This window comes from Rathayibacter sp. AC182 (assembly GCF_979253875.1).
In genome coordinates this window covers 97,322-108,734 of the sequence record NZ_CEEDEK010000004.1, presented here as the reverse complement: position 1 = coordinate 108,734, position 11,413 = coordinate 97,322, and the positions used below count along the sequence as shown (strand labels likewise).

Below are 11,413 nucleotides of genomic sequence, written 5' to 3'. Positions count from 1 at the left end.
CCCTCCTCGCCGCCTTCGACGCCGCTCTCTCGGCCCTCATCGGCATCGCGATCCCCCTCGTCCCGCTCACCGTCCTGTGGGCGGTGCAGTACGACACCGCCGTCGACTGGGCCGTGTTCTGGCGCGTCTCGGCCGACGCCTGGCTGATGGGCCACGGGGCCGATCTGCGCGCGAGCCTCGCCCCCGACTCCGCCCTCGCCCTCGGCCTGCCCGGGGAGCGGACGCGTTCGCCGTCACGATCGCGCCCCTCGCGTTCGCGGTGCTCGCGATCCTCCTCGGCGCCCGCACGGGCCGCCGTGCGCAGGAGTCGCCGTTCCGGTTCATCGGCTTCACGGTGTCGATCGCGACCTACCTGGTCATCGCCCTCCTGGTCACCCTCGGGTCGGCGACCGAGGCGGCGACGGTGGCCACCGTGCAGGGCGCGGTGCTGCCGCCGCTCGTCTTCGGCCTGGGCGTCGCGATCGGAGCGGGGACCCACTCCGCCCGCAGCGGCGAGACCGACCGCCTCGGCGAGCTGGTCTCGACGCGGCCGCCCGGCTGCCCGACCCGGCGCTGCCCCTCGTGCTCGTCCGCTGCGCGCCGGAGCGCTCGCCGCGGCGGGCGTCGTCGGCGCGGCCGCCGTGCTCGTCGCCGTGCTGCTCGTCACCGGCTACGCCTCCGTCGTCGCGCTCTACGAGGGACTCGGATCCGAGGCGCTCGGCGGACTCGCGTTGACGCTCGGCCAGCTCGCCTTCGTCCCCAACCTCGTGATCTGGGCGGCGAGCTGGCTGATCGGACCGGGATTCGCCGTCGGAGCCGGATCGTCCGTCGGCCCCGCCGGGACCCTCCTCGGCCCGGTGCCGTCCATCCCGTTCCTCGGCGCTCTGCCGCAGGGCGACCTGCCGTTCGGCTTCGTCGGGATCCTGGTCCCGGTCCTCGCGGGCTTCCTCGCCGGTTGGAGGGTGCGCAGGAGTCTCTTCGAGGCCCTCGAGGGGCGCCCGTTCCTGCGTTGGGGCGCGGTCGCCGCCGCCGGCATCGGAGTGGTCGGGGGCGTGCTGCTCGGGCTGCTCGCCTGGGCGTCGGCGGGTGCGGCCGGGCCGGGCAGGCTCGCGGTCGTCGGACCCGATCCGCTCGTCGTCGGCGCGGTCGCCGCGCTCGAGCTGGCGCTCGCCGCCGCCCTGGGCCTCGCCGCGGGCAGGACGTCGCGCGATTGAGCAGCGGTGGTCCCCGGCGAGGGCCTCCCCCTAGACTTGCGCAGTGCTGAAGCTCGTCGTACTGATCTCCGGCGGCGGTTCCAACCTCCGCGCCCTCCTGGAGGCCACCCGCGACGACCGGTTCCCCGCGCGCGTCGTCGCCGTCGGCAGCGACACCGATGCCGAGGGCCTGCGCCACGCGGAGGCGTTCGACATCCCCTCCTTCACGGTCACGCCGCACGCGTTCGCGTCGCGGGACGCCTGGGGCGAGGAGCTGCTCGCGAGCATCCGCGAGTGGGAGCCCGACCTGGTCGTCTGCGCGGGCTTCATGCGGATCCTCCCTCCCGTCGTCGTCGACGCCCTCAGCCCGCGGATGATCAACACCCACCCCGCTCTGCTGCCGCTGTTCCCCGGTGCCCACGCCGTGCGCGACGCGCTCGCGGCCGGGGCCGCCGAGACGGGCGTCACCGTGCACGTCATCGACACCGGAGTCGACACGGGCCCCGTCATCGCCCAGGAGAGCCTCGCCGTGCTCCCGGGCGAGAGCGAGGCCGCGCTGCACGAGCGCATCCAAGACCATCGAGCGCCGTCTGCTGGTGCAGACCGTGCTCGACATCGCCCACGGAACCGTCGACCTCGAGGAGCTCGCCCGATCATGAGCATCACCGCCCACGACCCCAGCAGCTACGACGACCGCGACGTGGTCCCCGTCCGCCGCGCGCTGATCTCGGTCAGCGACAAGACCGGGCTCCTCGGGCTCGCCGCGGCGCTCGCGACCGCGGGCGTCGAGCTGGTCTCGACGGGATCGACGGCCGCCACGATCCGCGACGCGGGCCACGAGGTGACCGACGTCTCCTCCGTCACCGGGTTCCCCGAGTCGCTCGACGGCCGCGTGAAGACGCTCCACCCCGCGGTGCACGCCGGGATCCTCGCCGACCTGCGGCTCGCCTCGCACCGCGAGCAGCTCGGCAGCCGGACATCGCCGCGTTCGAGCTCGTCGTGGTCAACCTCTACCTCGTTCCGCGAGACCGTCGCCGGCGGCGCCGACGCGGAGACCGTGGTCGAGAACATCGACATCGGCGGCCCCGCCCTCGTGCGCGCCTCGGCCAAGAACCGACGCGAACGTCGCGATCGTCGTCGATCCGGCCGACTACCCCGGCGTCATCGCCGCACTCGGCGACGGAGGCACGACCCTCGCGGCCCGCCCGCACCCTCGCCGCCCGCGCCTTCGCTCCATACCGCCTCGTACGACTCCGCGGTCGCCGCCTGGTTCGCCGGGCGGGAGGCGGGCGACTCCGCCGTCGACGGAGCGATCGAGATCCGCGGCACCCTCAAGCAGGTCCTGCGCTACGGCGAGACTCGCACCAGAAGGCCGCCCTCTACGTCTCGCCCTCGACGGAACCGGCATCGCCCAGGCCGAGCAGCTGCACGGCAAGGAGATGTCGTACAACAACTTCGTCGACGCCGACGCGGCCGTCCGCGCCGCGTACGACTTCGTGCTGCCCGCCGTCGCGATCATCAAGCACGCCAACCCCCGCGGCATCGCCATCGCGAGCACCAAGGCCATCGACCCCATCGCCTCCGCGCACCGGCGGGCGCACGAGTGCGACCCGGTGTCGGCGTTCGGAGGAGTGATCGCGGCGAACCGCCCCGTCACCCTCGCCATGGCCGAGACCGTCAAGGAGATCTTCACCGAGGTCCTCGTCGCGCCCGCCTTCGAGCCCGAGGCGCTCGAAGTGCTCAAGACGAAGAAGAACCTCCGCCTGCTGCAGCTGCCCTCCTTCTACGCCCCCGTCGAGACCGAGTTCAAGCAGATCTCGGGCGGCGTCCTGATCCAGGAGCCGGACCGCTTCACGGGCGGCCCGGGCGAGGTCAGCCCGGCTGGGAGCTCGTCGCCGGCGAACCCGCCGACGCCGACACCCTCCTCGACCTCGAGTTCGCCTGGAAGGCGTGCCGCGCCGTGAAATCGAACGCGATCCTGCTCGCCAAGGGCGGCGCCTCCGTCGGCGTCGGCATGGGCCAGGTCAACCGCGTCGACTCCTGCCACCTCGCCGTCACCCGCGCCGGCGACCGCGCCCCCGGCTCCGTCGCCGCCTCGGACGCGTTCTTCCCCTTCGCCGACGGCCTCGAGGTGCTCCTCGCCGCCGGAGTGAAGGCCGTCGTCCAGCCCGGCGGCTCCGTCCGCGACGCCGAGGTCATCGAAGCCGCCAAGCGCGCCGGCGTCACCATGTACACGACGGGGGAGCGGCACTTCTTCACCGAGCGCGCAGCGCTCAGTGGGTGCTCCATCGCCGCTCCTCGCGCGGCGTGGCGCGGTCGGGATCGCGACGTGGGGCGTTCCAGGGAGCGGGGTCGTCGCCCGCCGCGGGAATCGCTGGCACGCGATTCCCGCTGAGTGGGCTCGCCCTTCGGGCATCGGCTCTGACGAGGACTCGCGGCCTACCGGGGCGTGAGGTGTTCTCGCCCTGCGGGCGTCGAGTTGTGGTGTTCTCGCCCTGCGGGCGTCGAGTTGTGGTGTTCTCGCCCTGCGGGCATTGAGTTCCGGTGTTCTCGCCCTGCGGGCGTCGAGTTGTGGTGTCCTCGCCCTGCGGGCGTCGAGTTCTTGTGACCTCGCCCTGCGGGCACTGAGTTCGTGTTCCTCGCCCTGCGGGCATCGCGTGAGCATGCGCCTCGACCTGTGGGCGTCGGGTTCTCGTTTCCTCGCCCTGTAGGTGTCGGGGTGGCGCCCGCGGGCGGCGGGATCGAGAGTCCGGCGCCGCGAGGCGGCGTGGGTCGGGGTCGGTCGGGTGGTGAGGGCCGTTCCGCGACGAGTCGTGAGGTGGGGTGCGCGGGCCTGAGAGGGCGTCGAGGGGGTGCTCGGGGAGGAGCGGAGGAGACCGCGTAGGGTCGGCGAGTGCCTTCTGACTCGACGCTCGCCTCCGCGCCCGCCCCTCCCTCGGTCGCCGCGTGCTGCCGGCGCTCGCCGCCGCGGCCGCCACGGCGCTCGCGGCCCACCTCGCCAATCTGCTCGCGTTCTTCGTGGGCAACCAGCTGCGCCGTCGTCGCTGGCGCAGGTCAACGCCTACTTCCTGCTCTCGAGGTGCGCTCGCCTTCGTGGTGCTCGTGGTCCTGGGGCTCGCGGGGCTCTTCGCGCGGTGGTGGACCGCGCGCTCGCGGGTCTGGTCGCGGGCGTGGCCGGCGCGCTGTTCGGCACCCTCGTGCAGGTCTCGGCCAGCGGCACCGCTCTCGACGGCACGGTCTGGATCTCGGTCCTCGACACGCTCGGCGGGCTCAACCTGATCCTCCTGGTCGCCTTCACCGTGGCCGCGGCGACGCTGGGCCGCCGCGTCCTGCGCTCCTTCGAGCCCGTCCGCGACGAGCGGCAGCCGGTCGAGCGCCGCATCGCGATCGTCCGGCAGCCGGCTGCGAACCTCGGCGACGGCGAGCTCACCCACCTCGAGCGCGTCCCCGTGGACCAGGCGAAGGCCGAAGCGCAGTGGGAGGAGTACGTCGACGCGGCTCGAGGCCGCCGGCTGGGAGACGGTCCAGGCCGCCACGGCCGCGCACCACGCCGACTCGGTCTTCGTGGAGGACGCGGTGGTCGTCTTCGGCGGCCACGCCGTCCTCGCGCGCTTGGGTGCCGAGTCGCGCCGGGGCGAGAGCGCCGGAGCGGAGGAGGCCGTCCGCGCGCTCGACCTGACCGTGCACCGCCTCGAGGAGCCCGCCACCTCGACGGCGGCGCGATGTGCTGAAGATCGGGCGCACCGTGTACGTGGGCCGGGGCGGCCGCACCAACGCGGAAGGGGTCGCTGCGCTGCGCGCGATCCTCCGACCCCTCGGCTGGAGCGTCGTGGCCGTCCCGCTCACGAAGGCGCTGCACCTCAAGAGCGCCGTCACCGCCCTCCCGACGGCACCGTCATCGGCTGGGAGCCGGTCGTCGACGAGCCGAGGATCTTCCCCTCCTTCCTGCCGATGCCCGAGGAGCCCGGTGCGCACGTCGTCGTGCTCGACGACGACACCTGCTGATGGCCGCGTCCGCGCCCCGCAGCGCCGAGCTGCTGCGCGGCCTGGGCTACACCGTCGTCACGGTCGACGTCTCGGAGTTCGAGAAGCTCGAGGGCTGCGTCACCTGCCTGTCGGTGCGCGTCCGCTGAACCGGGCGTCGGACGGGCGTTCTGCGACGCCTGTCCGAGCCGGGTGGACACCTCCGCGAGACCGGGTATAGCCTGCAAGGCTGCCCGGAGCGACGCTCTGCGGCACTCGTCCTCTCCGGCGCCCGACCGCGCCCTCCGCTCCTCGCCGCGAAAGCACTCCTGTGTCCGCACCCGCCTCCCCGTCCGTCTCCTCCGAGCAGCAGCGCCCCGGCACGCTGAAGGTCCTGCTGCGCCTGCTCCCGTTCGTCGGGGACGCGCTGCCCCGGCTCGGCATCGGCATCGCTGTCGCCCTCGTCGCGAGCCTCGTCTCGCTCGCGATCCCGATCGTCCTGCAGCGTCTCGTCGACGGTCCGCTCGCCGAGGGCGCCGGGTCGGCGGGGTCGGGAGACCTCGGACCCCTGTTCGGTCCGGTGCTCCTCGTGCTCGGACTCGGCGTGCTGGAGGCCGCGGCGATCGCACTGCGCCGCCGGATGGTGCTCACGCCCAGCACCCGGGTCGAGGCCCGGATGCGCACCGCGCTCTACCAGCGGCTGCAGGACCTCCCGGTGTCGTTCCACGACCGGTGGCAGAGCAGGCAGCTGCTGTCCCGCGCGGTCAGCGACCTCAGCCTCATCCGCCGCTGGATCGCCTTCGGCTTCGTGCTGCTGGTCGTCAACGCGCTGACGATCCTCGTCGGCTTCGGCGTGCTCGTGTACTGGAACCCGATCCTCGGCGTCCTCTTCATCGTCTGCTCGATCCCTGTCTGGATCTACGGCTTCCTGTTCGAGAAGCGCTACTCGAGCATCGCCCGCCGGAGCCAGGACCAGGCCGGCGATCTCGCGACGACCGTCGAGCAGTCGGTGCACGGCATCCGCGTGCTCAAGGCGTTCGGCCGAGGCAAGCACGCCCTCGAGGGCTTCGCCGACCAGGCGGAGCTGCTGCGCGGCACCGAGATCGCCAAGGCGAAGGCCATCGCCGGCATCTGGCTGATCCTCCTGCTGGTCCCGGACGTCGCCTTCGCGCTCTGCCTGCTCGGCGGCGTGTGGCTCGCGGCCGACGGCCAGCTGAGCGTCGGCGAGCTGTTCGCGTTCTTCGCCACCGCGACCGTGCTGCGCTGGCCGGTCGAGTCGATCGGCTTCCTCCTCTCGATGACCTTCGACACGCGCACCGCGGTCGACCGCTACTTCGAGGTCATGGACAGCGAGAACACGATCACCGACCCGGCGGAGCCCGTCTCGGTCGCGGACCCGCGGGGCCGGGTGACCTTCCGCGGCGTCCACTTCCGCTACCAGGACGCCCCGGCCGACGCGGTCGATCCTTCGACGGCGTCGACCTCGAGGTCGAGCCGGGCGAGACGATGGCGCTGGTCGGAGTGACGGGGTCGGGCAAGACGACGCTGACCGCGCTCCTTCCCCGCCTCTACGACGTGACGGCCGGCGCGATCGAGATCGACGGAGTGGACGTCCGCCGGATGCGCCGCGAGGAGCTGCGCTCGCACGTCGGCATGGCGTTCGAGGACGCGACCCTCTTCTCGACGTCCGTCCGCGAGAACGTGCTGCTGGGGCGCCCGGAGGCGAGCGAGGAGGAGCTGCTCGAGGCCCTCGAGATCGCGCAGGCCGGTTTCGTGCACGCGCTGCCCGACGGCCTCGACACGACGGTCGGCGAGGAGGGGATGAGCCTCTCGGGCGGGCAGCGGCAGAGGCTGGCCTCGCCCGCGCGATCGCCGCGCGGCCTCGGTACTCGTCCTGGACGACCCGCTGTCGGCGCTCGACGTCGACACCGAGGCGCGCGTCGAGGCGGGCTGCGCCGCGTCCTCGGCGACACGACCGCGCTGATCGTCGCCCACCGGCCGTCCACGGTCGCGCTCGCCGACCGCGTCGCCCTGCTCGAGGACGGGCGCGTCACCGCCGTGGCACCACAGCGAGCTGCTCGCGAGCAGCCCGCACTACCGCTTCGTCGTCTCGAGTCCCGAGGAGGACGAGCAGACCCGCGCGCCGGGCGCCGAGCGCGCCGGGTCCCGCCCCCGCACCGCGACCGCCGATCGGAGGCGACCTCATGAGCACGCTCGGATCGACCGAGGAGCGCGACGACCTGACCCGCGCCGAGTCCGCCGCGATGCGGCGCCGCTCGCTGCGACTCCTGGGGTCGCTGCTGAAGCCGCTGCGGCTGAGGCTGATCCTGACCGCGGTCGTGGTCGTCGTCTCGACCGCCGCCCAGGTGGCGGGTCCGGCCCTGATCGCGGTCGGCATCGACAACGGTCTGCCGGCGGTCCTGGCCGGCGACGCGACTCCGCTGCTGCTCACCGTCGGCGCGTACGGGCTCACGGGGCTCACCGGCGCGCTCCTGGTCGCCTGGTACACGGTCCTCTCGGCCCGGGGTGAGCCAGGCGATCCTGATCGATCTGCGCAAGCGGAGTGTTCCTGCACACGCAGAGGCTGAGCCTGGAGTTCCACGAGAACTACACCTCGGGGCGCATCATCTCGCGCCAGACGAGCGACCTCGACTCCATCCGCGAGCTGCTCGACTCCGGGATCAACCAGCTCGTCCAGGGTGCTCTGTACATGGGCTTCGTGGCGATCGCCCTCGTCTCGCTCGATCCGCCGAGCGGACTCGTGCTCGCCTGCGCCCTCGTGCCGCTGGCGATCCTGACCCGCTGGTTCCAGAAGCGGTCGCAGGCGCTCTTCCGCGGCACCGCGTCGCGTCCTCCCGCCTCATCGTGCAGTTCGTCGAGACGATGACGGGCATCCAGAGCGGTGCAGGCGTTCCGCACCGAGAAGCGCAACGAGTCGGCGTTCGAGGGGCTTCGTCGAGCGCTACCGCGTGACCTACAAGCGGGTCTTCGCGCTGTTCGGCACCTTCGACCCGGGGCTCGTGCTGATCGGCAACGTGACCGTCGCCGTCGTGCTGCTGCTGGGCGGCATCCGGGTGCTCGACGGCGGGCTCGAGATCGGTGCCCTGCTCGCTGTCCTGCTCTACACGCGGCGCTTCTTCGATCCGATGGAGGAGATGGCGATGTTCTACAACCTCTACCAGTCGGCCCGCAGCGGCGCTCGAGAAGATCTCGGGCGTGCTCGCGAGGAGCCCGGCGTGCCCGATCCCGCGCGTCCGATCGATCTCTACGAGGCCCGCGGACGCATCGCCTTCGAGGAGTGCGCTTCGCCTACACGGCCGATCGCGAGATCCTGCCGCGCTTCGACCTCGACATCCCCGCCGGGCAGACCATCGCCCTGGTCGGATCCACGGGCGCCGGCAAGTCGACGCTCGCGAAGCTCCTCTCGCGCTTCTACGATCCGACCGACGGGGTGGTGAGCCTGGACGGTGTCGATCTCTCGCTCGCTGCACCCGAAGGACCTCCGCCGCGCGATCGTCATGGTGACGCAGGAGGCGTACCTCTTCTCGGGGTCCGTCGCCGACAACATCGCGATCGGCCGGCCCTCGGCGACCTACGACGAGATCGTCGGCGCCGCGAAGGCGGTCGGCGCGCACGGTTCATCGTGTCGCTGCCCGACGGCTACGACACCGACGTGAACAAGCGCGGCGGCCGCGTCTCGGCGGCAGCGCCAGCTGATCCGTTCGCGCGGGCGTTCCTCGCGGATCCGGCGGTGCTCATCCTCGACGAGCGACCTCCTCGCTCGACATCCCGAGCGAGCGCCTCGCGCAGCAGGGGCTGCAGACCCTGCTCGCCGACCGGACGGCCGTGATCATCGCGCACCGGCTGTCGACGGTCGCGATCGCCGACCGGGTGCTGGTGATGGAGCACGGCCGCATCGTCGAGGACGGGACCGGAGGCGCTCATCGCGGGCGAGGCCGGTTCGCCGTGCTGCACGCGGCCTGGCGCGACTCCCTGGTCTAGTGACGCGTCACCGCCAGCGGGCGGTCCGCACGTCGACGCGGTAGCCGCTCGGAGTCTCGACCAGCGGCGCCTCGCGCTCGTACTCGACGCGGGCGCGCTCCTCGTGGCCGACCGGAGGGCCTCCGCCGACGCGGACCACGCGCCACCACGCGGTGTCGGAGCCGTGGCGCGCCATCACGGTGCCGACCGCTCGGGCGGCACGGGTTCCGAGGACCGCGGCGATGTCTCCGTAGGCCATCACGCGTCCGGGCGGGATCGCGCCGACGACGGCCAGCACGGCCGTGACGAAGTCGGTTGCGCCTCCGGCGTCGGGGTCGACCTGCTCGACGACCCGCTGCGAGGACGCAGCGGTCGAGGCCAGAGCCCCGATGTTCTCGCCGTACGGGGTCTCGCCGACGACCTCGAAGCCGACCCAGCGGAAGAACTGGTCGGGGCCGTCCTCGCCGGACTCCCAGATGACGGTGAGCGTGTCGAAGCCGCGGCTCCGCGCCTCGTCGGCGGCGGCGCGGATGGCGAAGGTGCCGACTCCGTGGCCCTGCTTGGCGGCGCCGATGTTGATGCGCCAGATGCAGCTGCGGAACTCCTCGGCGGCGCTCGTCGAAGTGCGCGGATGAAGCCCAGCGAGCTCATCGCCGTCGAGGATCGCCCTGCTGCCAGGCGGCGCCCGGATCGATGACCGCGGCGGCCGCCGAGTACGAGACCGGCGCGACGAACTGCTCCTGCCCCGGTTTGAGGCTCAGTCCGTTGACGGCGGAGATGTTCGCGGCCGACAGCTCTTCCAGACGCAGTGCACTCATGCGGTCAATCCAGCGGGCCGGTCGTCGAGCGGCATCCCTCCACCGGACGAGACGCGCCAGCCGCACGGCACCGCGCGGCCAATCTCTCGACGTCGAGACAGTTGGCCCCTCGGGTAAGCTGGCGGAGGCCGTCTGACGCGGCCGAGAGCCGCCCGTCCCGCGCAGAGGCGGGGCGCTTCACGAGACCATGGGAGAGCAATGTCCAAGATCAAGGTTGAGGGAACCGTCGTCGAGCTCGACGGCGACGAGATGACGCGGATCATCTGGCAGAAGATCAAGGACACCCTCATCCACCCGTACCTCGACGTGAACCTCGAGTACTACGACCTCGGCATGGAGCACCGCGACGCGACCGACGACCAGGTCACGATCGACGCGGCGCACGCCATTCAGAAGCACGGCGTCGGCGTCAAGTGCGCGACCATCACGCCCGACGAGGCGCGGGTCGAGGAGTTCGGCCTGAAGAAGATGTGGAAGTCGCCCAACGGCACCATCCGCAACATCCTCGGCGGCGTCATCTTCCGCGAGCCGATCATCATCTCGAACATCCCGCGCCTGGTGCCGGGCTGGAACAAGCCGATCATCATCGGCCGCCACGCGTTCGGCGACCAGTACCGCGCCACCGACTTCGTCTTCAAGGGCAAGGGCACGCTCACCGTCGAGTTCACCCCCGAGGACGGCTCCGAGCCGATGAAGTTCGAGGTCTACAAGGCCTCCGACGACGGCATCGCCCAGGTCCAGTACAACCAGGACGCCTCGATCCGCGACTTCGCGCGCTCGTCGCTCAACTACGGGCTGACCCGCAACTACCCGGTCTACCTCTCGACGAAGAACACGATCCTGAAGGCCTACGACGGCCGGTTCAAGGACATCTTCGAGGAGATCTTCCAGACCGAGTTCAAGGAGCGCTTCGACGCCGCGGGCCTCACCTACGAGCACCGCCTCATCGACGACATGGTCGCCTCGGCCATGAAGTGGGAGGGCGGCTACGTCTGGGCCTGCAAGAACTACGACGGCGACGTGCAGTCCGACACCGTGGCGCATGGGCTTCGGCCTGCTCGGCCTCATGACCTCGGTGCTCTCCACGCCCGACGGCTCCGTCGTCGAGGCCGAGGCGGCGCACGGCACGGTCACGCGGCACTACCGCCAGCACCAGGCGGGCAAGCCCACGTCGACGAACCCGATCGCCTCGATCTACGCCTGGACGCGCGGCCTCGCGCACCGCGGGCAAGCTCGACGGCAACCAGGAGCTCATCGACTTCTCGCTCGCGCTCGAGGACGTCGTCATCAAGACGGTCGAGTCCGGCAAGATGACCAAGGACCTCGCGCTGCTCGTCGGCCCCGACCAGGGCTGGCAGACGACCGAGGAGTTCCTCGCGACGCTCGACGAGAACCTCAAGGCGCGCATGTCGGCCTAGCCGGCCTCCGGCTCGCAGAACACGCTCCGGCTCGCAGGATCCTCGGATCCTTGCGGGCCGG

General features: G+C 71.9%; 11 protein-coding genes and 7 pseudogenes. 16 read left to right on the top strand and 2 right to left on the bottom strand.

Translation table 11 applies throughout. From position 1 onward, the window contains the following. The first annotated feature begins 76 nt into the window (after window positions 1-76). The 15 genes and pseudogenes from AC0CII_RS08630 (at window position 77) to AC0CII_RS08560 (ending at window position 9,137) form a co-directional block, all read left to right on the top strand. Window positions 77-1,193: pseudogene (locus tag AC0CII_RS08630) on the top strand (cell division protein PerM). Between the two features lie 43 nt (window positions 1,194-1,236). Then, window positions 1,237-1,831 (top strand): annotated as a pseudogene (gene purN, locus AC0CII_RS08625) (phosphoribosylglycinamide formyltransferase). Beyond that, window positions 1,828-2,199 (top strand): annotated as a pseudogene (locus AC0CII_RS08620) (hypothetical protein); the annotation flags it as partial. The pseudogenes purN and AC0CII_RS08620, both read left to right, overlap by 4 nt. Window positions 2,200-2,611: 412 nt before the next feature. Beyond that, the gene (locus AC0CII_RS08615; RefSeq protein WP_465229280.1) at window positions 2,612-3,136 is read left to right on the top strand and encodes a hypothetical protein; all 525 of its coding nucleotides are present in this window, start codon (window positions 2,612-2,614) and stop codon (window positions 3,134-3,136) included. After that, window positions 3,064-3,567 (top strand): annotated as a pseudogene (locus AC0CII_RS08610) (hypothetical protein); the annotation flags it as partial. The gene AC0CII_RS08615 and the pseudogene AC0CII_RS08610, both read left to right, overlap by 73 nt. A 551-nt stretch (window positions 3,568-4,118) precedes the next feature. Beyond that, window positions 4,119-4,451 carry a hypothetical protein gene (locus AC0CII_RS08605; protein WP_465229172.1) on the top strand — a complete coding sequence of 111 codons (333 nt, stop codon included), beginning with the start codon at window positions 4,119-4,121 and terminating at the stop codon, window positions 4,449-4,451. Further along, on the top strand, window positions 4,343-4,903 hold the full coding sequence (locus AC0CII_RS08600; RefSeq protein ID WP_465229171.1) for a hypothetical protein: 561 nt from the start codon (window positions 4,343-4,345) through the stop codon (window positions 4,901-4,903). The genes AC0CII_RS08605 and AC0CII_RS08600 overlap by 109 nt, the downstream gene beginning before the upstream one ends. Further along, window positions 4,854-5,177: a hypothetical protein gene (locus AC0CII_RS08595; protein ID WP_465229170.1), complete on the top strand. Its 324-nt coding sequence runs from the start codon at window positions 4,854-4,856 to the stop codon at window positions 5,175-5,177. Before AC0CII_RS08600 ends, AC0CII_RS08595 begins: the two co-directional genes overlap by 50 nt. Then, complete coding sequence (locus AC0CII_RS08590; RefSeq protein ID WP_465229169.1) at window positions 5,177-5,305, top strand: hypothetical protein; 129 nt, start codon at window positions 5,177-5,179, stop codon at window positions 5,303-5,305. Before AC0CII_RS08595 ends, AC0CII_RS08590 begins: the two co-directional genes overlap by 1 nt. A gap of 161 nt (window positions 5,306-5,466) precedes the next feature. Next, window positions 5,467-7,269, top strand: a pseudogene (locus AC0CII_RS08585) (ABC transporter ATP-binding protein); the annotation flags it as partial. Window positions 7,270-7,339: 70 nt separating this feature from the next. Continuing rightward, window positions 7,340-7,723, top strand: a complete 384-nt coding sequence (locus AC0CII_RS08580) for a hypothetical protein (protein ID WP_465229303.1) — start codon at window positions 7,340-7,342, stop codon at window positions 7,721-7,723. Then, window positions 7,699-8,022, top strand: a complete 324-nt coding sequence (locus AC0CII_RS08575) for an ABC transporter transmembrane domain-containing protein (RefSeq protein ID WP_465229168.1) — start codon at window positions 7,699-7,701, stop codon at window positions 8,020-8,022. The genes AC0CII_RS08580 and AC0CII_RS08575 overlap by 25 nt, the downstream gene beginning before the upstream one ends. An 82-nt stretch (window positions 8,023-8,104) precedes the next feature. Then, complete coding sequence (locus tag AC0CII_RS08570; protein WP_465229167.1) at window positions 8,105-8,593, top strand: hypothetical protein; 489 nt, start codon at window positions 8,105-8,107, stop codon at window positions 8,591-8,593. Next, window positions 8,488-8,985 carry an ATP-binding cassette domain-containing protein gene (locus AC0CII_RS08565; protein WP_465229279.1) on the top strand — a complete coding sequence of 166 codons (498 nt, stop codon included), beginning with the start codon at window positions 8,488-8,490 and terminating at the stop codon, window positions 8,983-8,985. The genes AC0CII_RS08570 and AC0CII_RS08565 overlap by 106 nt, the downstream gene beginning before the upstream one ends. Beyond that, complete coding sequence (locus AC0CII_RS08560; protein WP_465229166.1) at window positions 8,982-9,137, top strand: hypothetical protein; 156 nt, start codon at window positions 8,982-8,984, stop codon at window positions 9,135-9,137. Before AC0CII_RS08565 ends, AC0CII_RS08560 begins: the two co-directional genes overlap by 4 nt. A gap of 7 nt (window positions 9,138-9,144) precedes the next feature. Here AC0CII_RS08560 and AC0CII_RS08555 read toward each other — a convergent pair whose 3' ends face one another. Further along, window positions 9,145-9,414, bottom strand: coding sequence for an MGMT family protein (locus AC0CII_RS08555; RefSeq protein ID WP_465229278.1), 270 nt, complete (start codon window positions 9,412-9,414; stop codon window positions 9,145-9,147). An 81-nt stretch (window positions 9,415-9,495) separates the two neighbouring features. Continuing rightward, window positions 9,496-9,934 (bottom strand): annotated as a pseudogene (locus AC0CII_RS08550) (GNAT family N-acetyltransferase); the annotation flags it as partial. 198 nt (window positions 9,935-10,132) lie between these two features. On the opposite strand from AC0CII_RS08550, the pseudogene AC0CII_RS08545 reads away from it, so the two are divergent. Then, window positions 10,133-11,352, top strand: a pseudogene (locus AC0CII_RS08545) (NADP-dependent isocitrate dehydrogenase). Window positions 11,353-11,413 lie beyond the last annotated feature (61 nt).